Consider the following 25409-nt stretch of genomic DNA (forward strand, 5'->3'; position numbering starts at 1 on the left):
GTCCAATTATGACCTTTTACCTTGCTGCATAAGCAGAATGACGACTGACGGCCATCCGGAACAATTTACATGAATAAACAGTTCGCTTCATATAATGTACCAGTCATTCCATGCGCGGACGGCGGGACAGGGAGGCAGCTGTCTAACGTGCGAGTTCGGTGCAAGACTTCAATAAGTCTGATGCAAGCCAGGAGGGATCGCGATGTCCAAGTCAATCAACCGGACCGGAGCAGCTAGCGATAGACAGAAACGCCCCGCCAAACAGGCGGTGACGGCTTCCGCTCTGGAGAAGCGGGCGCGGCCAGAAGCCTCTACCGAGCGAAGAGGCATGCCGGTCGAGAAAGCAAGAAAGCAAGAGCAGAAATTGAGCGCATTGCTGCAATCTTCTGGTATTGCCCGCGACCAATCCTCGTCTTTGAAGGACTGGAAATCGGCGATACAACGTTATATCCGTCTCTTTAACCAAGCAGAGACAGACCAGCATGCTCGAGTGTTATTTGATTATGTGCTGGATTCGGTGCATAACGAGCGATTTACCCGGCGCATGGATCGTCTCCGCGAGCGTGATCTGCTTCGCGGCGTAATTCCAGCCGGAAGCGAGACGAAAGCTGAGTTGATCAGAGTCAACGAATCAGCGGGCGAAGTGTCCATCCTGCTGAAGCTGCATATCAAACGCAAAATGAAACAAGGCGGCTTAACGTACTCAGAAGAACGCTACGAGCTGGAGCGGCTCTGGCTCAGACTCGAAGACGGCGACTGGCAGGTGCAACAGATCGAACCCGTCATCGCAGAGCGTCGACCCAAATATGGGGCATCTGTCCTCGAATGGCAGGAGGATGGAGAGCTTTCTCCAGATGCTGCGACCACGATTGCTCCGTCGATGCCATACTTAAATTATGACCTAATGCCGGGTTTCAAACTCCGATCTGCAGGTATTCGTTACAGGAGGGATTTGGCTGCCGCATATGCGGATCGATGGTGGAATGCAGGGAATCCAACGTATGAGCTGTTCGAAGTGAATTGCACCAATTACGTATCCCAATGCATCTTTGCAGGCAATGCTGCGATGGACTATACTGGTAGAAGGGGCAGCGGTTGGTGGTACAAAGGCCGCAACAAAGGGCAAGAATGGTGGAGCTACAGCTGGGCGGTCTCCAATTCATTGAATGTATTCCTTTCTGCCGCCAGGAAGAGCGGACTCCGCGCCGTGACGGTTCAATCGGCTAACGAGCTGCAGCTGGGAGATGTCATTACCTACGATTGGAATGGGGATGGACGGTTCCAACACAGTACCATTGTTACTGCATTCGACTCCGCCGGTCAGCCGCTAGTGAATGCTAATACGGTTGCAAGTCGGCACCGATATTGGGATTATCGAGATTCCTACGCATGGACGCCCGCGACGCAATATCGTTTTTTTCATATTTCGGATTGGGTTTGAGTTTGGAATTCGACCAGATCGGGATAAACGAAATGATGACAGAAATATAAACATACCGGAGGATTTGCCATGGGGAGCAAAGTAAGAGTAGGTCTTGTATACGGGGGGAAATCAGGAGAGCACGAAGTATCTCTTCAGACCGCATTCGCCGTAATGCGCGAATTTGATTACGGACAATTCGAAATTAAACCTTTTTATATTACTAAGCAGGGTGAATGGAAAAGCGGTCCCGTTCTGCTGGCTCCGCCGGAGTCGGCAGAATGGCTCCGGTTTGCATCCGCAGATTCCGGCTCGGCAGATTCCTTGGCGCCGCTCTTTGATACACTCGATGCCGCATACTCGAAGGGAATACGGGTCGATGAGCAGCCTAAAGCTTTGATCAGCGGCAAATCCGAATTGGCGACTGACCAATCGGCAGGAAGACCGGAGTCGCAGATTGATGTGATGTTCCCGCTGCTTCATGGAACATTCGGGGAAGACGGCACGATCCAAGGTTTATTCGAGATGGCTAACATTCCATACGTAGGCGCCGGTGTTCTGGCTTCTGCTGTGGGCATGGACAAGATAACGATGAAGAAGGTATTCGCGCAGGAAGGGCTCCCGCAATGCGTGTTCCGTTATTTCAACCGGACACAGTGGGAGAAGGACGCCTCGTACTTCATTATGGAATGCGAAGTGTCACTGGGTTATCCATGTTTCGTCAAACCTGCGAATCTGGGCTCTAGTGTAGGCGTGTCCAAAGCGAGAAATCGCGAAGAGTTGGTTGCAGCTGTGAATTATGCCTTGCGGTTCGACCGCAAAGTCATTGTAGAGGAGTTCGTGGATGCGCGTGAGATCGAGGTTAGCGTACTCGGCAATGACGAGCCTAAGGCATCTGTACCGGGCGAGATCGCTCCTTCTAATGAATTCTACGATTATAAGGCAAAATATATCGACGGCAAATCAACGATGGTCATTCCTGCTTCGCTGCCTGACGGTATCGCGGATCAAGTGCGAGAGCTGGCGGTTCGAGCGTTCCTCGCGATTGATGGCTCCGGGCTGTCGCGCGTAGACTTCTTCCTGCGGAAGGAAGACAACAAGCTGTTTATTAACGAAGTTAACACGCTTCCTGGCTTCACGCCATTCAGTATGTATCCGCTGATGTGGCGCGAGTCGGGCTTGCCATACAAGGAATTGCTCGCGACTTTGATTGATCTGGCTGTGGAGCGTCATGCAGCGAAGCAATGCATTGACTTTACGGGCGAGACGATCCAATAGCGTCAGCATTCGACTACAGCCGGGGCGTACTCGTACTCGAGACGTCCCGGTTGTCTGTCTGTATGTATGGAAGGCGAAGATATCAAACAAATCATTTACATACGCGGGAGGAACATGCATGGGATTCGGAACAGAGTTTAATTCGGTATGCAAATTCAAGTCGGAGCAAGAGCTGTATGAATTACTGGAGTACGGCAAGGGAAAGATGGTGAAAAACGGATTCCGCGTTTTCCCGACTGGTCAGAAGGTTATCGCTTATACGCCAGGCAATGAAGCGATTGCGATCGTACGTATCCTGGCATCCATCGCGGAAATTAATTTCCAGGGCGAAGAAGTGACACAGGTAGAGATGGAGCTCGTGCGCAAGTTGACAGAGGAAGAAGCGCGCGTACAAACCGCGCTGGCCTACGAAATGTTCTTCGGGGAGCGAAAGTAATATGATCGTACGATTCGGATTCGTCGCGATGAGCCTTGTCGTTCAGCAAGCGTCGCCATCCCGGACGCAAACCTATTCTAACTTCTCCAAGCTCGAGGATCGTGAGGCCGCGATAAGACGGCTAGAGAGGCTGGCGGAGGAGAATCTGGGGAACACACTGCGCATATTAAAGCATTGCCGCGCGCACGATATTCGAATGTACCGCTTTTCATCCAAGTTAATTCCGCTGGCTACTCACGAAGCGCTTGCCGACTGGGATCCCTTCCTTGCGTTGCAGGACGCCTTCCGCGAGGTTGGAGACTATGTCAAGAAACATGAGATGCGAGTATCGTTCCATCCCGATCACTTCTGCGTGTTCAGCACACCTCGTCCCGAAGTCTTAGCGAATTCGATCAAGGATATCGATAATCATGTGCGAATGCTGGAAGCGATGGGACTGGACGAAAGAAGCAAAAACAATATCCATATGGGCGGGGCATATGGAGATAAGACAAGTTCGGCAGAGCGATTCGTTCGCCAGTTCGGGGAATTGGACGATAGGTTACGGCATCGGATTACGCTGGAGAATGACGACAAGACGTTCAACGTGAAGGAAACGATAGCGGCGGCCGAGGCTGTCCGCGTACCCATGGTGCTTGATATTCACCATCACTCGGTCAACCCTGGCGATATCCCGGAGGACGAGCTGTTGGAAGGATTATGGCCTCGTATTGCGGACACATGGCGTATCGAGCGTGATCGGCTAGGGCTGAAGGCAGAAAGCGATCTGCCGCCCAAAATACATGCCTCAAGCCCCAAGAGTTTAACGGATCCAAGAGGGCATGCCGATTATGTCGAGGCAGAACCGTTGGTTGCGTTCCTGCGACGGGCGGCTAGAACGACTGGCGCGATCGATTGTATGCTGGAGGCAAAACAAAAAGATGCAGCGCTCTTTCGGCTCATGGAAGATCTGAAGGAGTTGGAGCAGAAAGACGCGGGCATCAAAGTGTTAGATGACGGTATGGTGGAGATCGAACAGTAAAGATAGGGTGGACAAGCGTAATGGAGTGGATTTTGTTAATGCTGCTTGGCCTGGTGGCTGCAACATTCGGTAGTCTTGTAGGGCTTGGCGGAGGGATCATTATTGTACCGGGGCTGCTGTTGTTTGCTCCCATGCTCATTGGGGAACCGATTGATCATGCGACGGCGGTAGGCATCTCGCTTACTGTACTCATTGTTACAGCGCTGGCATCAACCATCAGCTACAAGAAAAAGGGGATCGTCGATTTCCGCAGCGGTCTCTTGTTTTTTGTAACGAGCGGTCCGGCATCGATTGCGGGTGCGGCAATTACCGGGCTGATGAAGGCAGGTTCCTTCCAGCTCATGTTCGGTACACTGATGCTGTTCTTGGCGGCGCTATTGATCGGACGAGAATATATGAAACCGTTTGCGAAGGAGTGGCCGATTCAGCGCTCCATCATAGATACGAGCGGACAGGTGCATACATACGGTTACGGACTATGGTCTGCGCTAGCTATCGGATTAGGAGTGGGACTGATATCGGGATTGTTCGGCATCGGGGGAGGCTCCTTGTTTGTTCCGATGATGGTGCTGCTGTATCGCTTCCCACCTCATGTGGCGACTGCTACATCGATGTTCGTCATCTTCCTCTCCGCTATCCTGGGAAGCGGGATGCATGTGGCGCTTGGCGAGATTGATTGGCTGCTAGTAGCGGCGCTAGTTCCTGGCGCTTGGATTGGCGGCAAGATCGGAGCCACAATCGCGTCTCGATTAAGCGGTAACAAGCTAATGTGGCTCCTCCGCATTACGCTGCTGGCGCTTGCCGGGCAGCTGATTATCGAGGGGGTTATGTCTCTTTGACAGGGGACAAGAGGTGGATTTGAGCGAAACCTGTCACGCCTAGCGACGTATTGCAATAAGATAACAAGACTTGTACAGGAATGATGAAAATAATAGAATTTCGAAAACGGAAGGTTCGGTTGCATGCAAGATTCGATGCCGAATAAGCATCAGTGGTTAACATCGTAATGGGAAGCGTACTTTTTGAACAACCTTAATAAATTCGGGTTCAAAAAGTAGGGTTATCAGTACCGAGAAGCTTGGATGCAGATAGAAACTGAGAATCGGAGCGTAGCAGAGCTACGCGAGAATCGGAAGGTTCGGCTGCATGCAAGATTCGATGCCGAATAAGCAACAGAGTATAACATCGTAATGGGAAGCGTACTTTTTGAACAACCTTAATAAATTCGGGTTCAAAAAGAACGGTTATCAGTACCGAGAAGCTTGTATGAAACTAGAAACTGAGTATCGGAGCGTAGCAGAGCTACGTGAGAAACGGAAGGTTCGGTTGCATGCAAGATTCGATGCCGAATAAGCATCAGTGGTTAACATCGTAATGGGAAGCGTACTTTTTGAACAACCTTACACATGGGAGAGTGATAGTATTGAACGAAGGCGCAAACAGCTCAGTCATCGGGGGCAAAAGTTTCACGGCTGTTGCGATTAATTGCGCAGCCAAGGCGGGCGAGTGGATCATGACCAAGCTCGGAACTTACTCCAAGCTCGAGCTCAAATATTCGGCTCACGATCTCGTCACCGAGGTGGACAAGGGCTCAGAGAGACTGATCCGCAACCTGATCGGGACACACTTCCCGCATCACGCCTTCTTGGGCGAAGAAGGTGTCGAGCCCGGACCGGAGGCATCTACGCAAGCGCTTGCAGAGGTGAGCGATTCTGAATATCTATGGATCGTCGATCCAATAGACGGAACGACGAACTATGTGCACGGCTTTCCTTTTTTCTGCGTTTCCATCGCGCTGGCATACAAGGGAGAGGTCATTGTCGGTGTCATCTATGATCCTTGCAAAGATGAATTGTTCGTCGCAGAGAAGGGCAAGGGTGCATACGTACACGGCAAAAAGATGGGAGTATCCGAAGAAACGACGCTTCGCAGCAGTCTGATCGCAACGGGATTGCCGGCGGATCATCATTATGCATTGCCGCTTAACCTAAAGGGCATTCAAGGTATCGCGCCAGAGGTGCGCAATCTACGAATCGCGGGATCTGCGGCGCTGCACCTTGCATATGTTGCTGCAGGACGATTAAGCGGCTTCTGGGAAATCGGCCTCAATAGCTGGGATCTTGCAGCAGGCACTCTGCTCGTACAGGAGTCGGGCGGACAGGTGACGGACACGCTTGGCAATCCGTATACGCTTGCCGTCAGGAACGTAGTGGCTACGAATGGTCTGCTTCATGGGGAATTGCTCAGTGCACTGGCGAAGGCCGAAGCGGCGCAATAATGGACGACATAAGGGGCGACATAAACGCGAAGGCGTGATGTTGCCCCTGTTTCTTTGTCGTTATACGAGGTTAATACGAATACGAAGATACATAGGGAGGGACATTGGATGAAATCATCAGCAAAAATCATGTTGGCAGCACTTTGTGCTACAGCGTTGATCACTGGTTGTAATGATAACACTCGAGAAGACAACGGAAGCAGCGAGACTGCCACTGGGACGATAGCTCCGACGGCTTCGATTACTCCGACTGATCCGCAAGTGGGCAATCCGACACAAACGCCTGCAAATAATGAAATGCCTGGCGGTATCGACGTCGAGGACGAGCCTTATATCGTCGCCGCGGAGAAGCTTCACATTCCATGGTCGATTGCGATTGCCGCCGAAGCTACGTATATCACGGAGCGGGAGGGGAGTATCGTCAGAGTTCGCACAGGTGAGCAGTTGCGTCAGGATGTACGCTTAACGAAACCGGTTCTTCATGCGGGTGAAGGTGGATTGATGGGATTAGTGCTGGCGCCGGATTATGCCGATTCGAAGCTCGCTTATGCCTACCATACCTATGAGGATGGCGGACGTACGCTCAATCGTATCGTAATGCTCAAGGAGGAAGGGGCGGATTGGGTCGAGCAACAAGCGCTGCTGGAGGAGATTCCCGGAAACTCGACCCATAACGGCGGTAGATTGGCGATTGGACCTGACGGCATGTTGTATGCCACGACAGGAGACGCGCAGCAGCGGAGCGAATCACAGAGCAAGGATAGTCTAGCAGGAAAAATCTTACGAATGACGCTGGCTGGACAAGTTCCAGCGGATAATCCGTTCCCGAATTCGTATATTTATTCATTCGGACATCGTAACCCGCAGGGTCTCGCATGGACGAAAGATGGCGTGATGTACAGCACCGAACATGGCCCCTCTGGCAATCCTGGCGGGCATGACGAAATCAATGCCATCGTCCCAGGCAGCAATTACGGGTGGCCAACCGTATACGGCGATGGCAAGAAGGACGGATTAACATCGCCGCTCTATCACACGGGAGATCCAGCGATAGCTCCATCGGGGACCGTTATCGATGGACAAGGAAGACTCGTGATCGCTACGCTTCGTGGAGAGGCGATTTATCGCTATGATCCGTCTACTGGGAAGATGGAGGTTATTCATAAGGACGAAGGCAGGATCCGTGACGTTAAGCTTGTAGGAGACCAATTGTGGTTCATCACTAACAATCTCGATGGCCGAGGCGGGCTCTCAACGGAAGCCGAGGATCGGCTTGTTATTGTGGATTATGTGGAGTGAGAACTAAATGTTATTATTTAAAAACTGAAAATAAACGCTTTAACAGTCATCTCGATAATTTTGGTCGTATTCTGGAAAAAAAGGGGTGAATACCATGGCAGAAGAGCTAACGATAGATGAGGCGCATTATACTAGCATCGTTAATATAGCATCGCATTATAAGAGCCTGAGAATCAATAACCTATCAGAAATAGAAGTAAATGCCGAGGCATTTATTGAGCATCTGAATCAGATAGAAGGTACAGATCGAATCGAAGAACTTACAATAGATTACAATTCATCATTGCGTGATCTATGTGTACTAAAGGCATTTTCGAATTTGAAAATTTTGTGTGTATATGGACAGCAAATTAAATCTTTTGATGGAATAGAGAGGTTCTGTAATGGTCAATATATTGAAATTCAAACGCATCGTAATCGACGAAGGGATATATTACAGCTTTCTAAGGCAAATATAAAATTTATAAACCTTCATGTGGAACGATTCGAGGATTATTTGGCCGTTGCAAGTTGTAAGAATCTAAGAAAAATTGATATTTTCCATAGCTCCATAGAGCCGGATTTTGCAGAGTGGAAAGAAAGTCCAGTTGAAATTATGGCATTTAAAAGCTGTAGGTTTAAAGAGTTGGGGGATTTGGCGTTACTATCTGGTTTGACGAATCTCAGTGTACGAGGTTGTCGCAACTTCGAGCGTTTCAAGGGAGATAACAGCAGCATTAAGAAGTTGGAAGTAGACAGCTGTAAAAAACTGGACTTGAGTACGTTGCAAACGTTTAGGGGAGTTGAAGTGTTAGTTGTAAATAGCTGTACCAAGGAACTTAATCTAACAGAGATAACGGGATTAAAAGAAGTCAAGATTATAGAATTCATTTTAAGCAATGTAGAGGTAGATTTAATTATCCTGAAGGATTACTTCCCAAATCTAGAGTCCTTGCATATTTCTAATATGAAAAGAGACTATGGTCTTCAGTTAAAGCACTTGAACCCTGATGTTAGAATTACGAGTCGATCGTTTGAATTTTTGTAGATTAACAACAGATGCTGAGAAACCTTGAAGGATACATCCATCAAGGTTTCTTTGTTTGTGACACTAAGCTGCGCCTAACGAATAAAGAAATAATTGCTCCAGCTCGATCCTTTGAAGCTCCTGCAGCAATGCGCCAGTGTCATCGGAGCCGCGCCCTTCTTCTTGGGCGGCGATGAGGTCGACAAAGTCGTCGCTGTTCCAGCCGATGTTATCACGGAAACCTTTTAGGGCGTTAACAATCGGGCTCGCGGGTAATGTATCAAGCTGAGGCTGTGCAGACAGCCATTGGGCGATTGCGTTACGAGTATTTTCTTTCACGGGATGGCGGCCCGCTTGTCTGAACCAGTACTTGCTGTTCCAGAAATCTCGCTCCATCCGGTGCATGATTGCGTGCCAATAGCTTCCGGTGGAGTCGTCCTCGATCTGCTGCGCGTAGGAGTGAGAGCGATCCAGGCTGTCATTGCGTAAGTGAAGTCCTGCCATCAGCGCAATCTCTTCTTTGTTAGCAGGCGGCCGAGCTTTCCCGTACTTTACGATTTCCTCATCCAACGCCTCATCCCATGGCTGCTCCGGGGATAGCGGCGCGGTCTCACTTCGTGCATCCAGTCGATTAATGATAGCTTGCAGGTCTTGATCCATCATCACTCCAGCTCCTCTCCCAATTAGCGTTTCAATGCTTCAATATCACTCGTCTGCCAGCTTGTCCTATGATAGACGAGCCATTGCAATTCGCGCCGCTTCGATCGTGACGTCGATGTCGGCTTCTGTATGCGCGGTTGTCAGGAACCACGCCTCGTATTTGGACGGCGCCAGGTTGATGCCTTGATCCAGCATATGGCGGAAAAACGCTCCGAATCGCTCGCCGTCCGTATCCTGCGCTTCGTCGTAGTTCGTGACAGGGTGATCGCAGAAGTGGGCGGAGAACGAGCCGCGGATCTGGTTGATCGTCAGTGGAACGCCATTCGTACGTGCGGCGTCCATTAATCCACCAGCCAGCTTGGCGGCAAGTCGATCCATGCGGTCATAGATGCTGGTCTCCTGCAGCACCTCAAGGCATGCAATGCCCGCAGAGATGGAAGCAGGATTGCCGGCCATTGTGCCTGCTTGATAAGCAGGACCAAGCGGAGCGACCTGCTCCATAATTTCACGACGTCCGCCGTAGGCGCCGATCGGAAGTCCGCCGCCGATGATTTTGCCTAGTGCGGTAAGATCCGGTTCGATAGCCGCTTGGTCCGGGAAGACATGATACGTTTGAGACGAACCATAGTGGAAACGGAATGCGCTAATGACTTCGTCGTAGATGACCAAAGCTCCTGCTTGTCGAGTCAGCTTGCACAGTCCTTCGAGGTAACCCTCATGCGGCATGACCATGCCGAAGTTGCCTACGATCGGCTCCACCATAACGGCTGCGGTGTCGTCTCCCCAACGTTCCAGCGCCTCTTGAAGTGCAGGCAAATCATTGAAGGGAACCGTGATGACCTCATGCGCAATGCTTGTCGGGATGCCGGCGCTGTCCGGTATGCCGAGTGTGGAGGGACCGGAGCCTGCCGCAACAAGCACGAGGTCGGAGTGGCCATGGTAGCAGCCGGCGAATTTAATGATTTTGTTACGTTTGGTATAAGCTCTGGCGACTCGGATCGTCGTCATGACCGCCTCGGTGCCGGAATTGACGAAACGCACCTTATCCATGGAAGGGATCGCGTCCTTGAGCATGCGAGCCAGCTTGATTTCTAGCTCGGTCGGTGTGCCGTACAGCGTGCCGTTACGAACAGATTCGATAATCGCTTCCGTTATATGAGGATGCGCGTGCCCGGTAATAATGGGACCGTACGCGGCCAAATAATCGATGTAACGGTTGTCGTCGGCATCCCAGAAGTAGGCGCCTGAAGCACGTTTCATAAAGACGGGCGCTCCTCCGCCGACAGCTTTGAAAGAACGGGAAGGGCTGTTGACGCCCCCTACGATATGCTGGAGCGCTTCTTGATATAGTTGCTCGGAAGTCGGACGATGCGTGGACATGGGTGAAATACCCCTTTCGAATGGAATGTTATAGCTGACCCTATACGGCCTGAACAAGGAAATAGAGCACATAAGTGCTCTATTTCACCTCGTTAATTATTGAGTTGAGCCGCGGATGTTAGTTAGTGCGCGAGTTGGTGCTGGATCTTGTACCTGAGCTGCCGCTAGTGCCGCCGCCGCTCTCAGAATCCGCATTGCTGGTGCTGCCGTCGGCATCAGGAGATTCCGATGGTACCGGAATCGTCTCGTCGCTTATCAGCACCTCTTGCACGTAGCCGATCAATGCATCGGTATCCCGGATACCGATAACGGATGCGCCGCCGACATGCTCTTCGCTGACGAGATCCATCGGCGGGATTTGCGCTGTGCCGCCTACGTGGCTTTCAACGCCAAGCTGACCTAGCTTAAGCATGTCGCTGACGGACAAGTTTGTTTCGATATAAGGGGAGACGCTCTCCAATATTTCTTTCATCCGAATCAGGTTCCATGTCGATTGCAGCTCGGAGGCAACGGCTTTAAGGAAGTTACGTTGGCGCTCCGTCCGCGTATAGTCGCTCATCGCATCATGGCGGAAGCGTACGTATTGGAGCGCTTTGTCGCCATCCAGCAATTGATAACCTTGTTTGAGATCGATGTCGTAACGGTTGCCATCGGCATTGTCACGGTAACGCATATCTTTTTCGACATCGAAATAGATGCCGCCGATCGTGTCGATCAACGATTTGAAGCCTTCGAAATCGGTGTACACATAATACTGGATTTCGAGCCCCAGCAGATCGCCGATTGTTTTCATAGCCAGACTCGGTCCACCCATCGTAATGGCGGAGTTAATCCGGCCGCGGCCGTGACCTTCGATCTCTGCGTATGTGTCGCGAAGCACGGAGAACAGATGGGCCTTCTTCGTAATCGGGTCGAACGATGCTACGAGGATGGAGTCTGAACGTGCTACGCCATTCTCGTCCGCATCGCGAGCATCTCCGCCAAGCAACAGGATGTTGACACGTTCCTTGCCTTCCCACTTGGGCACTTCGACCGTCTTGTCCGGCGGAATCTCGGTGAATATGGAGTCTTCATCCGATTTGCTGAAATTATCTAATGCGCTGTAGACACCTACGCCCCAATAGATTAGGCCGGCGAGTGCAACAGCCACAATGATCGAAATCGTAATAATGAGCCACTTCCAACGTGACTTTTTCTTTGGTTTCTCTGACCGCGTACGCATTGCGTGTAAAGGTCTCCTTTCGAATAAAACGACAAGTTGATTCAGAACATGAACACATTCTACGAAAAACAGTCAACTTTCATTGCTAGGCTGACCTTTCGTTTACGCGTCATGATAACTGATGTATGATTACATATCATAAAATTATAAAGCTCTGGGACATCTAGTTGCAAGTTTTATCATTTGGGGTACAATATAATCGCTATTTCCCAGGAAATGTCGAAGTGAGAGGGGCTGTAAAACGGTCATGCTGGCTATTGATGTCAAAGATTTGCGCAAGGACTTCCGCGTGCAGAAGAACAGAGAGGGTCTCTCGGGCGCGCTCAAGGATTTGTTCAAGCGTGAATATAGAGAGGTTCAGGCGGTCAAAGATATTTCGTTCCAAATTCCGCAAGGCGAAATCTGCGGCTATATCGGCGAGAATGGGGCAGGGAAGTCGACTACGATCAAAATGTTGACCGGCATTCTCGTGCCAACGGCGGGAGAGCTTAAAGTTAACGGATATGTACCGTTCCGCGACAGAGAAAAGTTCGTGAACGGAATTGGCGTCGTGTTCGGTCAACGCTCTCAATTATGGTGGGATATCGGCGTCATTGAGTCGTTCCAGCTTCTTCGCAAAGTGTACAGGGTGTCTGAGCAAGACTTCCGCAAGCGTCTCGATAGACTAGTCGAACGGCTGGAGCTTGGCGATCTGCTTAATCGGCCCGTTAGAAAGTTAAGTCTCGGCCAGCGGATGCGCTGTGAGCTCGTAGCCTCGCTGTTGCATAATCCGTCGATTCTCTTTCTCGATGAGCCGACCATCGGACTCGATATCGTCGTCAAGACGGAGATTCGCGATTTCCTCATGCAGATGAACAAGGAAGAGGGCACGACGATTCTGCTGACGACCCATGACCTGCAGGATATCGAAGCGTTGTGCTCACGCGTCATTATGCTGGACGATGGACAAATTATTTATGATGGCGGACTTGAGGAGCTCAAGGCGCGCTGGAGCAAAGGACGCGAAATTCAGTTCCAATTCGCTGGTCATACGCCGATCGGCAGGCTCAAGGCATTAACCGAAGGACTCGAGGTTGAATGGATGATCGAAAATGATGTAACGGCTAAGCTGTTCGTACCCCACACGGTAAGCGTGTCGGATGCGATGGCAAGAGTGGTAGGCGGAGCGGATATCCGCGATATCAAAATCTTCGAAACAAACACGGACGAAATCGTACGTGCGATCTATCAATCGGGATCGGCAGAGTCTGCTGCGGCCAAGAAGGAGATCGCGTCTTCATGACGAGCGCTTATCTCGATTTTATTCGTATCCGTTTCCTCATGATGCTCGCTTACCGCGTTAATTATTACAGCGGTATCGTTATTTATGCCATTAACATCGGCGCCTATTATTTCTTATGGCAAGCGATCTACGGAAGCCAAGAATCGCTTGCAGGTTTCACCGTGCCACAGATGACCACGTATATCGCGGTCTCGTGGATGGCGCGAGCGTTTTATTTCAACAACCTGGATCGCGAGATTGCGAATGAAATTCGTGACGGCAGCGTCGCCGTACAGCTGATCCGTCCATACTCGTATTTGTTCGTCAAAATGATGCAAGGTTTCGGAGAAGGATTGTTCCGTTTCCTCTTGTTTATGATCCCGGGTCTAGGCATTGTATGTCTGCTGTTCCCGGTCAAGCTGCCCACGGATCCGGCGGTTTGGATTGTGTATCTCGTGATGTTGTTTTTTAGCTTCCTGATCAATTCGCAGATCAATATATTGACGGGATTGTTCGCGTTTTTTGTGGAAAATAACGAAGGCATGATCCGGATGAAGCGGGTGATGGTCGACTTATTCTCCGGCGTTGTTATTCCGATCGCGTTTTTCCCAGGGTGGCTGTCGGGGATCATGCAATGGCTTCCGTTCCAGGCGATTACGTATTTGCCTAGCTCGGTCTTTACGGGACGAACCCCGCTTACCGAGGCGGCAGGTGTATTCGGGATTCAGGCGTTGTGGTTCGTGCTGCTGCTCGTTCCGATCGCGTTAACATGGCGGGCGGCGCGCAAGCGGCTGTACGTGCAGGGAGGTTAAGAGGGGACATGCTGCGTTATTTGATTTTATTCTGGGAATACATTAAGAACTATGCCAAAACAAGGCTCACCTACCGTGCCGACTTCTGGATCGAAGTTATCTCGGACCTGCTGTTCCAAGGCGTGAATCTGATCTTCATCCTCATCGTGTTCCAGCATACGCCGACGCTCGGCGGGTGGTCGGAAGCTGAAGTCGTGTTCGTGTATGGCTTCTTCATGATACCGTACGGCTTATTCAGCACCTTCTTCGGCATCTGGAATTTCAGCGAACGGTATATTGTCAAAGGAGAGATGGACCGTGTCTTGACGCGTCCTGCTCACAGCTTGTTCCAGGTGCTGCTTGAGAACGTTGATCCGCCGTCGCTGATCGGCTCCGCAGTAGGCGCCGTCATAATGGCGATTTGCTGGACGCAGCTGGGCTTGCCTTTCGAGATGCTGGACATGCTTGTGCTGCTGTTGCTCGTCGTGGGAGCGGCCTTGGTTTATGCGGGTATTTATACGGCTTTAAGCGCGATTTCGTTCTACTCGGATGCGCCGACAGGTATTGTGCCGTTAATTTATAACCTGCAGAACTACGGGCGGTATCCCGTTAATATTTACAATAAAACGATTCGTTTCTTGCTTACCTGGTTGCTGCCGTTTGCGTTTGTTGGAGTAATTCCGGCATCATATTTTCTGGAGAAAAAGGCAGATGACCTGTCGCAGTTAGCTTTGCTCACCCCTGTGGTGGGGCTGATCGTATTCAGTCTGGGGCTGGCTTTCTGGAATCACGGCGTGAAGAAGTACCGCGGAGCGGGGTCTTAAGCTAATCGTTAGTTCATCGATGGAGAGAGGAGAGGGTTTGTCTTGGCACTAGAAATGGGCAAAAAAGCGCCTAAATTCAAGCTTCCTGCGTCAAATGGGGATATGCTGTCATTGGTGGACTTGCGGGGGAAGCAAGTTGTATTGTTCTTCTATCCCAAAGATATGACGCCTGCTTGTACGGAGCAGGCCTGCGATATGCGGGATCGTTATAGCGAATTCGAATGTCATAATACGGTCGTGCTCGGGATCAGCACGGATGGTATCAAGTCGCATCTGAATTTTATAGCGAAGAAGGAGCTTCCGTATGTGCTGCTTGCAGATGAAGGGAACAAGGTGTGCGAGCAGTACGGCGTGTGGCAGCTTAAGAAGCTGTACGGCCGCGAGTATATGGGGATTGTACGCTCGACGTTTCTGATCGATGCGAAGGGCAATCTTGTGCGGGAATGGCGCAAGGTTAAGGTGAAGGGGCATGCAGCCGAGGTGCTGGAAGCGGCACAATCGCTGCACGAGAAGGCTGCAGGGCGGAAGAGGAGCTAGCTGGCAAAGCTGGCAGGGCGAGTAAGTTATTCAGGCAGAGAAACTGACAACCAACCTCGCTGTCTTGCACATGTCAGGATGCTAGCGTGAGTATCCAAGCTAGCGCTGGAGCCCGAGAAAATCGGGTTGCAGGAGTGTCGGCCACGCCCACAACAGAAAATGAACCAAATCAAGCGTCTCCCGATTCTGGATCGAGAGGCGCTTTTGTGCATGGCGGAGGAGAAGGGGCTGAAGGTGATAGATTGCAGGCATTACATAGAGAGCTGATTCATATACTCTATCAAAACGGTAATAAGTAAGTACCCTTGATAGAGGAAGGTGGCACTCAAGATGAGACGACTGGTACAAGCTTCAATGTGTGTGACATTACTATGGTTTGGCGTGATGCAACTAGGCGGCGAGGTGGTGTGGCATAACAGAGCGGTTGAGGCGTCAGGCAATGCCAGCGATTTCCGCACGATCACATATCAGTATGAGGCTAAGTCGCTGCTTTCCAAGCCGGGAGGGAAGTCCGGTGTGACAGCAGCGGTTAATGATAGAGCAGCAGAGAAGGGACAAGATGATCAAGAAGGAGCCGAAGTAGACGTCGCAACAGAAGTAAACCAAAAAACAGATGAAATAGATATGGATGTAGCAGGAGGCGTAACAGGAAACATAACGTCAGGAGCGGGCGATACTGGTGCAGGAGCAGGAGTAGGAGCAGGAGCAGGAGTAGGAGCAGGCAACGCAGCAACAGAAGGAAGCGGTACAGGGACTGGGACAGGCAGTACAGACGTAGCTGGTACGACTACAGCTGGACTTGCTGCTAAACCAGCCGAAAAGGTCGTATATCTGACCTTCGATGACGGACCGAGTCAGCATACGGCGGAGGTGCTGCGGATTTTGGAACAGGAGGATGTGAACGCTACGTTCTTCCTGCTTGGCGAACAAGTGGAGCGCCAGCCTGAGATGGTAAGACAGCTCGTATCCGAAGGTCATGCTATTGGCAATCATACGTACAATCATGTGTACAAGGAGTTGTATGGAAGCTTCCGTAATTTCGCAGCTCAGGTCATGCAGACGGATGATGCGATCTACAAGGCGACTGGCATCAGGACGACGCTCGTGAGAGCGCCGGGCGGCACGTATTCCAACTTTGACAAAGGGTATTTCGACGCGATGAATGAGGCCGGCTATCAGGTGCACGACTGGAATGTAGACAGCGGCGATTCCAAGCGGGTCGGTGTGCCCGCAGCGGAAATTATCGCCAATATACATAGTTCCAAAATCGCAAATACACTAAATGTACTGATGCACGATAGTGCGGGTCATGCGGAGACGGTCAAAGCGCTGCCTGCTATTATTGCCTATTACAAAAAACTGGGATATACCTTTGCAACGTTAAATGACAAGGTAGAGCCGATGCAATTCCAGCTAGCTAAACAATCGAAATGGAGCAGGGGGCCAGTTAGCGAAACAGACAAAACGAAGCTTGTGCAATTCGCCTCCAAGCTTGATCGTCAGGAAAGCGCTGTGGTACTGACAGAGCCGGTGCTCGTCGTTCATCGAGGAGAAAAAACGCTCGAGCTGCAGCCGTCGGAATATAAGCTGGTGAACGATTCCATCCGTGTACCGCTAGGTAAGCTCAGCGAATGGTTGGGTGGTACAGCGGAGCTGGACAAAGAGCAGCAGGTTGTGGAGGTAACGCTAGACGGCAGACAATGGTTCTGGCTCGCGGATAATCTGCAGTCCGAGCAGGATGATCCAAGTCAGCTTGACGTGCCAATGAGAGCCACGCTTGCACAGTTCGGTATTGAAATCGATAGCTACGTATATACGAAACAGCAGAGAGAGGTTTGGATCGCATCCTAGTAGAATGCGGCGATAAGTGTAATCTAGCAGGTCTAAACGGGGAGGATACTGGCGAAACTGAAAAGTAGATAGATTTATTTTTCAGGAGGCGACAGTGAGATGATAACCCCTCAATTCATAGGCTTGGAACCAGAGAACGAGCATCAGGGCGCGAGTATGCATCACGCATGGACGGAGCCGCCGCAGGTGCTGCTGCACAGACTGCAGAGCAAGGCCCAGCAAGTGCTGGTGGGCAAACAAGCTATTATTAAACATCTGTTAACGTCTATGCTGGCCGGTGGGCATGTGCTGCTGGAGGATATCCCTGGCGTTGGCAAAACATTGCTTGCAGGAGCGATGGCAAGAACGGTAAGCGGCGAGTTCAAGCGTATCCAATTCACATCGGATATGCTGCCGGCGGATATAACAGGAGGACTTGTGCTTGATGGAAAGTCGGGAGAGCTGCAGTTCCGTCCGGGTCCCATTATGGCGAATGTCGTGCTTGCGGATGAGATCAATCGGTCGTCGCCGCGCACGCAATCTGCGCTTTTGGAAGCGATGGAAGAAAGAAGAGTAACGGTAGAGGGGAAGACTAGACGGCTGCCTGTGCCCTTTATGCTCATTGCCACTCAAAATCCACTAGACTTCGAAGGCACGAATCGTCTGCCGGAGGCCCAGATGGATCGGTTCATGATGCGATTGTCGATCGGTTATCCAGGCGCCACGGACGAAAAGACGATCCTGGAGCAGTATGCGGTGGGCAGGCGGGTGGAGCCGGAAAGAATACGTCCCGTCATCGCGACACAGGAATGGCTGCAAATGCAAGCGGAGGCTAGACAAGCGCATGTGCATCCAGCATTGCTAGAGTACATGGTCGCAGTGGCGAATGCCAGCCGGCGATTGCCGGAAGTATTGTTAGGGCTTAGTCCCCGTGCTCTCCGGGATTGGCTGCGGGCGGCACAAGCTTCGGCATATATCGAAGGAAGAGGCTACGTTATCCCTGACGATTTGCTTGGGACAGCTGAGCCGGTACTTGCGCACAGATTGGTGCTTAAGGGCGGAGCGGGCGCAGCGCATGCAGGTGAGGCTGCAAGACAGCTTGTTGCCAAGCTGGTCCGCCAGATCCCGATGCCGTCCGAAGCAAGCGCCGCAGGTGGAGGCAGGGGACGGCGATGAAGGCTAACAAGGCGGGTAAGAAAGATCCATTTCACTCGGCGTTGCGTTACCGGACGAGATGGATCGCTTGGGGGTTCATTCTGGTTTCGCTTGCGGGATGTACTGCAGCTGTAATTCTGCGCGGTGGAGCGCTGGAATGGTATGCCTTAAGTGTATTGTTAGGCATTACGGTATTCAGTGGCATACTGCCGCTCATCGCTTCGCGAGGGATAACAGCTGTGCGCCAGTTGCCAACGGATACTCTAACGGCTGGCGAGGAAGCAGAAGTCAGGGTAGTGCTCGAGAGGCGCTGGCGGATGCCTTGGGTCTGGATGTCGATTAGTGAGAAAGCCCAGAATGGGACGTTAATGACGCCATCGGCGCTTGCCTTCAGCGCTGTTGCCATGCCGGGAACGGCTTCCCGGACAGATGTCGTGTATTCCGTGAACCAGCTGAGAAGAGGCGTGTATGGATTCCGTGATATGACGATCACCGTCGGAGATTGGCTCGGATTAACGGCGATCCACAGAACAATAGCCGTACAAGGTGAGATGCTGGTCTGGCCTGCTCCGCCGGCGTACGCGGGAGAAACGTCAATTCATCGAGGACTAGTGAAATGGGAAGCGGCTGATGCTGCCGCAACGCTTGGTGCATGGGACCGGGGTGGATTGTATGGCGATTCTGCGCCGCAAAAGCTGCACGCTGCTCCTGGGCTCGGACCGGATAGCCGACCGTACAGAGAGGGAGATTCCTTGCGCCATCTCGATATGCGCGCTGCGGCGCGCGGGAGAGGCATAAGAGTGAAGACATATGCGCCAGAGTGGCCGCAAGCCGTCACATTATGGCTGGATACGGCTGCCGAAGGCTATGGCTATGAAGACTCCCGTTTCGAAGCATGTATAGGCAAGCTGGCGCTTGATGCCAGAAGATTATCGCGGGCCGGGGCAGTTGTAAGTGTCGCGACGAATCGTTGGACGCTGGAACTAAACGGCTCCGATACAAGTCATGATCGCCATCAGGAGCTGCTTGAACTGCTCTCTCGGCTTCGCGCTGACGAAAATCGGGAAGGCGCAGACGCGGCGGAAGGTCTGATCCATGCGACAGTACGCGGCGGCGAGGCTGTCCAATTGTATAGCGGCGATTGGCGGTCAATCGATCGTTGGTTGTCCTTATCCACGCAGACAGAGTGGCAAGGGAGTCAGGTTGCGCTTCATCTAGCCATGGAAGGTGAGCAACTGTCATCAGAGATGCGGGAGAAAGCCAAAGCGATGGAAACAAAAGGATTACATGTAGTCTGGATTCCACTGGCATTATCCGGAGCCGCATGGTCTTCGGCCGAGAAAGGGGCTGAGACTCATGTCATCTGATCAAGCAGGAACTCACGAGCAGACTCAAAGAGGGAATCAAGGAGAAGGCTCTTTCTTTTATCGCATAGTCACGAGTATCCTGCTGTTTGGTTTGTTATCCGAATGGCTTCTTCCTTGGACCAGCGCAAGGGAATGGGCAGTCATTTATCATCCGATGCCGCTGCTCGCGATTATTGGTTGTATGCTAGCCGCAGGACTGTTCCGGATGCCGTGGATCATGTCTTTTCTCGTGCACACCGTGATTTGCGTATTGTGTTTGATGTGGCTGTACAAAGGTGATGAGCAAAGCTCGATTGAGTGGCTTGTTGGGCTCCCCGGTCTGATTGGAGATAATGTTGCGTTAATGATGCGCAGCGGTCTGTGGGCGATGTCGGGCGAGCTTCGAACGCTAATGCTGTTCGCTGGCTGGGCGATGTTGGCACCTGCGCTGCAGGCGCTTGTCTGGATCAGGCAAGCATCGCTTGGCATCGCGGCAGTGACGCTTGTTTATTTGGGACTCCTGCATGTGTGGCTGGGTATGGATATACTTGGCGGGTTCATACGTACGACGGTGGAAGGGCTGCTGCTGGCGGCAATCGTCACGATACCGCGTGTTCGAAGAGTTCTCGATATTAGCGAAAATCGTCTGCGCGGCATGGACAAAAGCTGGATAGCGGGAGCTACTTTCATTACGTTTGTCATCGCAGGAGGAGCGTTGCTTGCAACGGTTGATCGAGAAAGCGAGCTCGCCCCGGCGAATTGGACGACAGCGATGACCAACCGGCTGCAGGAAGGGATCAACACTATCGGAGGCAATGGCAAAGCGGTTGCAACGATGAAGCATATGAATACTGACCAGCTGGGAAGGGCGCTTACCGGTTATGGCTTCGATGATAGCGAGCTTGGTATGCCGATTAGCACGGATGATCGGATTCTGTTCAAAGGTTTGTCTCCCGTAAGGGCCTATTGGCGCGGTGAATCGAAATCGATTTACGATGGCAGAGGCTGGAGCAATGCCGAGAGGCCGCTGACACTGAAGCCGGTGAAGGGGGAGGAGGCTGGTGCTTCTACAGTTGCGCAGCTGGATGGCGAAAGTCTGAAAGGAAGAGTAGTCGAGCAGACGGTGGTATGGGAGAATCCGGCAGCGGAGATGCCGATTTTTGCATCGGGTCTGGATGGGGAAGTAACGGAGCTGATCGCGGCTGATCCCCGGCGGAAGCTTGGCAGTTTTTTGGTGAGCGATGACACGGATGCGTTGTACGCGGCTTCCGAGACGGCGAAGCTTTCGCGATATTCGGTGCGAAGTACTTTGCCCATTACAGATGCGAATTCGTTGAGGGCATTAGGCGGAGTAGGTGCTGTCTACGCGGATGGCGGCGCAGGTTCAGTGCAAGAGAAAGCTGCGGCGAAGGTCGAGAAGTTGACGGAAGAGGAGCTTAAGCCATTCTTGCAGCTGCCGGAATCGTTGCCGGGCCGAGTTGCTGCACTCGCATCGGAAGTGGCAGGAGCGGGCATGACGAATCTGTATGATCGCGTGAAAGCGGTAGAGGTGTATCTGGAGAGCACGTACGCCTATACGAGAGCTGGCAGCGAGGTGCCGCCCGCGAATGTTGATTTCGTTGATCATTTCCTGTTCGAGCAGAGGCAGGGGTATTGCGTACACTTTTCGACAGCGATGGTCGTGATGCTGCGCTCGCAAGGGATTCCGGCGCGATGGGTCAAAGGTTTCACATCCGGGGACGACACGGGTGAGCTTGGCGAAACAACCGCTGGCGCTGCTGTTCCCTCTGAGCGGATCTACGAAGTACGTGGATCGGACGCGCACGCATGGGTTGAGGTTTATATGGAGGGGGCGGGCTGGGTTCCGTTCGACCCGACCCCCGGTTATGGCGGCGCCGCAACGGTTGCAGCGGCGCCGGGAGGTGATCCGGGAGCGGCTTCGAACGCGGACGGCTCTGTGCCAGCCGGTCTAGCCGGAGGCGCGACCGGCTTGGCAAGGTTCGAGGCGGCGGCTGAGGAGGCCGCCTCGATGGTGCGGCGAGCGGCGGATGCGCTCGCGGATGGGGCGCGCAGCGCCTGGGACGCCGCGGAGGCGTCGCCGGGCGCGGCAGCCGCCGCAGGCGGAGCCGCGCTAGCGGCGGCAGCAGCGGCGCTGGCCGCCGGGCAGCGCCGGCGGCTGCGGCTGTGGCGCGCGCTGCGGCGCTATGGCGCGGCGAGCGAAGCGCTTGCGCGGCTGGCGCAGCAGGCGGCGGCTCGCGGCGATGGCGGGGCGAGCGCGAATGCCGGTGCTGGTGCCGGAGGTGTCGCACGGCATGGCAACGCAGTCCGTAGTGCTGCACACGAGCATGACAACAGCATCGATCGAACTAGTCACATCGTGTTGCCTGAACGAAGCACAAAGCGTGCACAAAGTGGCATGAAAAGGTCTATGCAGGCAGATCGTAGTGGCAAGTATGTTGGATACGTCATGGACTTGTTGCGGCGGCGGCTTAAACGGCAGGTAGAGCCGGGTATGCGTAGTATGAGAGGCGCTAATAGCAGTGAGCTTGTTATTGCAGAGCGTCAGCGGAGCAATCTTATCCGCGCTCTCGAGCTGGTGGTGGGGAAAGTGCTTATAAGCAGTACATCTGGAAATCGTATTGAGCAAGACGCCGGCGCTTTAACGTTACGGGAGATTGCAGCAGTAGCAGGAGAGAAGCTGGATGAAGATCGTCGCATGTTACTTGATCAAGTAGTCCATTGGCTGGAAGCTGCGCGTTATGAACCGCCTGGTACACTGCGGCATGCACCCCAAGCTCAAGAGCTTTCTCACGTATGCAGATTGCTTCTCAAACAGATTCGGACAAATAAACAACTTAAGCATCGAGCGGTGGCGAAGGGGAAAAAACATCAAAAATCACAGGCTACATGAAACTCGCATCCAACGGTAACTATCACTGTTGTACTCAACTGTCACGTAGCCCAATTATTCATCCTCCACGGAATTGTTCTGTGGAGGATGTTTGCATATTGGTAAGCGAAACAGAGAAGACTCTATCCGAGCAATAGGATTGGATATCGGCACAAAAGGAGGCAGGCATCAACCTCTATGCGATTAAAGTAAATTCATTAACATCTTAAATCGATAAAGTTGGGCGCTCCGCTGATGGATGAAAACTAACACAAGAATGATGCGTTTGAGTAACAAGTTGGAGTAAGAAGTTGGGTATTGGATGTGAAAATGTACATACATTGAGGTATTGGAAGGTTAGTTGGGTGATCGTATGTTAATTTTTACATATAATGATGCGAATGAGTAACGAGTTGGGCTATTGGAAGTAATATTTTTCACACATTGATTTTTTAAAAGGTTAGTTTGACGATTCTATGTGAATGTTTACATACATCACGCGTCCGAGGTGAGTTGGATGAATGAGTATCCACGAGCTATTACGAAAGAGCAGTTAGCTGGAGACTAGGTGCTGGAGACAAGGGAAAGTAGAGAAGTGTAGTCGCGACAAACTTGATGACGTTGCCCAGACCTCATGTTTCACTGATGTGGCTATGGCGCTGCCCAGACTTCATTTTCCGCTGATGTAGCTTTGGCGCTGCCCAGACTTCATTTTCCGCTGATGTAGCTTTGGCGCTGCCTTGACCTCATGTTGTTCCTCTGATGACGATTTGGTGAAAAGGTGCACATTGTGGATGAGGACGCTTGTCACACCTTGACTCTATTTGACGCGCTTATGTATAATTACTGCATCAATTGAGGGAGGCTCGGTCATGACGAAGCAAAATGAAATTATCGTTGTTCTCGATTTCGGAGGACAATACAATCAGCTGATTGCGCGCCGCATTCGGGATTTAGGCGTGTACAGCGAGCTGTTGCCATACAATACGCCGGTAGAACGGATCCGCGAATTGGCGCCGAAAGGCATCGTATTCTCGGGAGGACCGGCTAGCGTTTACGAACAAAATTCACCTCTTGTAGATCCAGCGATCTATGACTTGAACGTGCCAATCTTTGGCATCTGCTACGGCATGCAAATGATGTCCCACCAACTGAACGGCAAAGTGGAACGCGCAGGCAAACGCGAATACGGCAAAGCTGAGGTTGAATTTGTTGAAGGCAGCCACATCTCGCAGGGTCTAGACCGTGTACAAACGGTATGGATGAGCCATAGCGATCTGGTTATCGAGCCGCCTGCCGGCTTCCAAGTTGACGCTAGCACCGAACATGCGCCAATCGCTGGTATGAGTAACGCGGACCGCAAGCTGTACGCAGTTCAATTCCATCCGGAGGTTCGTCACTCCGAATTCGGCAACGAAATGATCCGCAACTTCCTGTACAACATCTGTGATTGCGACGGGAACTGGACGATGGAGTCCTTTATCGACGACACCATTCGTGAAATTCGTGATCAAGTCGGCGACAAAAAAGTGCTTTGCGCTTTGTCCGGCGGCGTAGATTCGTCCGTTGTAGCCATGTTATTGCATAAGGCGATCGGCGATCAGCTTACATGTATGTTTATCGACCACGGATTGCTGCGCAAGGGCGAAGCAGAAAGTGTAATGGAAACTTTCGTAGGCAAATTCGACATGAAAGTTCTCAAAATCGATGCGCGTGACCGCTTTATGGGCAAGCTTGCTGGCGTTGACGATCCGGAGCAAAAACGTAAAATTATCGGTAACGAATTTATTTACGTGTTCCAAGAAGAGTCGGACAAGCTGGACGACTTCGAATTCCTGGCGCAAGGCACACTGTACACGGATATCGTGGAGAGCGGCACGGCTACGGCACAGACGATCAAGTCGCATCATAACGTTGGTGGACTGCCTGAGGACATTAAGTTCAAGCTCGTTGAGCCGCTTAAAGCATTGTTCAAGGACGAGGTTCGTAAAGTTGGCGAAGAATGCGGCTTGCCAGAAGCGATCGTATGGCGTCAGCCGTTCCCAGGTCCAGGACTTGCGATTCGTGTCCTTGGCGAAGTAACCGAGGATAAGCTGCACATCGTACGTGAATCTGATGCGATTCTGCGTGACGAGATTGCCAAAGCCGGCCTCGACCGCGAGATCTGGCAATACTTCACCGCCCTTCCGAACATGAAGAGCGTTGGCGTTATGGGCGATGCCCGCACATACTCCTACACAGTAGGTATCCGTGCGGTAACGTCAATCGACGGCATGACCGCCGACTGGGCACGTATCCCTTGGGATGTGCTCGAGAAAATCTCGGTTCGTATCGTTAACGAAGTCGACAACGTTAACCGCATCGTGTATGACGTAACTTCGAAACCACCTGCAACAATTGAGTGGGAATAAGATTGAAAGAGCGTGAAAGTCTTAGATGGATAAGACTTTCACGCTCTTTTTTTATTTTGGGAAAATTGTAATCAGAAACTGATAGGTGTAAGGGCAGTTAGTATCTTTGGATGAAGTACATGATAGAGGAATTTTGTGTTAAGGAAGCGGAAGCAGTAACTTCGATGCATATGGAAAAAATATACTGTACTAGGCTGGGTATTCATTACTTTCACGAGAACTCTATCAAGGATTCAGCATTAAGAAGTTGGAGTTGTGCAAGAAGCTTATCAAGCCCGGAGAGTTTCTTGTGTCCCAAAAGGTCAGTTAATCATTGATCTACAGGAAGAGCACCGATCATCGGATGTGCTTTTCCACTGTTTAC

Annotated in this window: 20 protein-coding genes; 17 read left to right on the plus strand and 3 right to left on the minus strand. The window is 51.8% G+C overall.

What is annotated here, in order from left to right; all coding sequences use genetic code 11:
- Nucleotides 1-202: 202 nt before the first annotated feature.
- From ACX1C1_RS12270 to ACX1C1_RS12305, 8 genes are all read left to right on the plus strand, one after another.
- On the plus strand, nucleotides 203-1441 hold the full coding sequence (locus ACX1C1_RS12270; protein ID WP_458957356.1) for an amidase domain-containing protein: 1239 nt from the start codon (nucleotides 203-205) through the stop codon (nucleotides 1439-1441).
- 69 nt (nucleotides 1442-1510) lie between these two features.
- The gene (locus tag ACX1C1_RS12275) at nucleotides 1511-2698 is read left to right on the plus strand and encodes a D-alanine--D-alanine ligase (RefSeq protein WP_458957357.1); all 1188 of its coding nucleotides are present in this window, start codon (nucleotides 1511-1513) and stop codon (nucleotides 2696-2698) included.
- 118 nt (nucleotides 2699-2816) lie between these two features.
- Nucleotides 2817-3134 carry a hypothetical protein gene (locus ACX1C1_RS12280; RefSeq protein WP_458957358.1) on the plus strand — a complete coding sequence of 106 codons (318 nt, stop codon included), beginning with the start codon at nucleotides 2817-2819 and terminating at the stop codon, nucleotides 3132-3134.
- 1 nt (nucleotide 3135) lies between these two features.
- Entirely contained in the window at nucleotides 3136-4155 is a 1020-nt protein-coding gene (uvsE, locus tag ACX1C1_RS12285; protein ID WP_458957359.1) for a UV DNA damage repair endonuclease UvsE, read from the plus strand.
- Between the two features lie 20 nt (nucleotides 4156-4175).
- Nucleotides 4176-4994, plus strand: coding sequence for a sulfite exporter TauE/SafE family protein (locus ACX1C1_RS12290; protein ID WP_458957360.1), 819 nt, complete (start codon nucleotides 4176-4178; stop codon nucleotides 4992-4994).
- 584 nt (nucleotides 4995-5578) lie between these two features.
- Entirely contained in the window at nucleotides 5579-6433 is an 855-nt protein-coding gene (locus ACX1C1_RS12295) for an inositol monophosphatase family protein (RefSeq protein WP_458957361.1), read from the plus strand.
- A gap of 108 nt (nucleotides 6434-6541) precedes the next feature.
- Complete coding sequence (locus tag ACX1C1_RS12300) at nucleotides 6542-7732, plus strand: PQQ-dependent sugar dehydrogenase (RefSeq protein ID WP_458957362.1); 1191 nt, start codon at nucleotides 6542-6544, stop codon at nucleotides 7730-7732.
- 94 nt (nucleotides 7733-7826) lie between these two features.
- Nucleotides 7827-8759 (plus strand): hypothetical protein, encoded by a 933-nt coding sequence (locus ACX1C1_RS12305; RefSeq protein WP_458957363.1) that lies wholly within the window; start codon nucleotides 7827-7829, stop codon nucleotides 8757-8759.
- A 63-nt stretch (nucleotides 8760-8822) separates the two neighbouring features.
- Here ACX1C1_RS12305 and ACX1C1_RS12310 read toward each other — a convergent pair whose 3' ends face one another.
- The 3 genes from ACX1C1_RS12310 to ACX1C1_RS12320 form a co-directional block, all read right to left on the minus strand.
- Nucleotides 8823-9401, minus strand: a complete 579-nt coding sequence (locus tag ACX1C1_RS12310) for a hypothetical protein (protein WP_458957364.1) — start codon at nucleotides 9399-9401, stop codon at nucleotides 8823-8825.
- A gap of 63 nt (nucleotides 9402-9464) precedes the next feature.
- On the minus strand, nucleotides 9465-10778 hold the full coding sequence (locus ACX1C1_RS12315; protein ID WP_458957365.1) for a glutamate-1-semialdehyde 2,1-aminomutase: 1314 nt from the start codon (nucleotides 10776-10778) through the stop codon (nucleotides 9465-9467).
- 118 nt (nucleotides 10779-10896) lie between these two features.
- Nucleotides 10897-12000: an LCP family protein gene (locus ACX1C1_RS12320; RefSeq protein ID WP_458957366.1), complete on the minus strand. Its 1104-nt coding sequence runs from the start codon at nucleotides 11998-12000 to the stop codon at nucleotides 10897-10899.
- A gap of 247 nt (nucleotides 12001-12247) precedes the next feature.
- On the opposite strand from ACX1C1_RS12320, the gene ACX1C1_RS12325 reads away from it, so the two are divergent.
- From ACX1C1_RS12325 to guaA, 9 genes are all read left to right on the plus strand, one after another.
- Nucleotides 12248-13282 carry an ABC transporter ATP-binding protein gene (locus ACX1C1_RS12325; protein ID WP_458957367.1) on the plus strand — a complete coding sequence of 345 codons (1035 nt, stop codon included), beginning with the start codon at nucleotides 12248-12250 and terminating at the stop codon, nucleotides 13280-13282.
- Complete coding sequence (locus ACX1C1_RS12330) at nucleotides 13279-14073, plus strand: ABC transporter permease (RefSeq protein ID WP_458957368.1); 795 nt, start codon at nucleotides 13279-13281, stop codon at nucleotides 14071-14073. The genes ACX1C1_RS12325 and ACX1C1_RS12330 overlap by 4 nt, the downstream gene beginning before the upstream one ends.
- A gap of 8 nt (nucleotides 14074-14081) precedes the next feature.
- Nucleotides 14082-14876 (plus strand): ABC transporter permease, encoded by a 795-nt coding sequence (locus ACX1C1_RS12335; RefSeq protein ID WP_458957668.1) that lies wholly within the window; start codon nucleotides 14082-14084, stop codon nucleotides 14874-14876.
- A 54-nt stretch (nucleotides 14877-14930) separates the two neighbouring features.
- Nucleotides 14931-15413 carry a thioredoxin-dependent thiol peroxidase gene (gene bcp, locus ACX1C1_RS12340; protein WP_458957669.1) on the plus strand — a complete coding sequence of 161 codons (483 nt, stop codon included), beginning with the start codon at nucleotides 14931-14933 and terminating at the stop codon, nucleotides 15411-15413.
- 330 nt (nucleotides 15414-15743) lie between these two features.
- Nucleotides 15744-17264 carry a polysaccharide deacetylase family protein gene (locus tag ACX1C1_RS12345; RefSeq protein ID WP_458957369.1) on the plus strand — a complete coding sequence of 507 codons (1521 nt, stop codon included), beginning with the start codon at nucleotides 15744-15746 and terminating at the stop codon, nucleotides 17262-17264.
- Between the two features lie 99 nt (nucleotides 17265-17363).
- The gene (locus ACX1C1_RS12350) at nucleotides 17364-18419 is read left to right on the plus strand and encodes an AAA family ATPase (protein ID WP_458957370.1); all 1056 of its coding nucleotides are present in this window, start codon (nucleotides 17364-17366) and stop codon (nucleotides 18417-18419) included.
- The gene (locus tag ACX1C1_RS12355; RefSeq protein ID WP_458957371.1) at nucleotides 18416-19765 is read left to right on the plus strand and encodes a DUF58 domain-containing protein; all 1350 of its coding nucleotides are present in this window, start codon (nucleotides 18416-18418) and stop codon (nucleotides 19763-19765) included. The genes ACX1C1_RS12350 and ACX1C1_RS12355 overlap by 4 nt, the downstream gene beginning before the upstream one ends.
- A complete protein-coding gene (locus ACX1C1_RS12360) occupies nucleotides 19755-22655 on the plus strand; it encodes a transglutaminase family protein (protein ID WP_458957372.1) in 2901 nt (966 codons plus the stop codon). The genes ACX1C1_RS12355 and ACX1C1_RS12360 overlap by 11 nt, the downstream gene beginning before the upstream one ends.
- A gap of 851 nt (nucleotides 22656-23506) precedes the next feature.
- A complete protein-coding gene (guaA, locus tag ACX1C1_RS12365) occupies nucleotides 23507-25045 on the plus strand; it encodes a glutamine-hydrolyzing GMP synthase (protein WP_458957373.1) in 1539 nt (512 codons plus the stop codon).
- Nucleotides 25046-25409 lie beyond the last annotated feature (364 nt).

The sequence above is a fragment of the Paenibacillus sp. strain BS8-2 genome, from assembly GCF_054483835.1.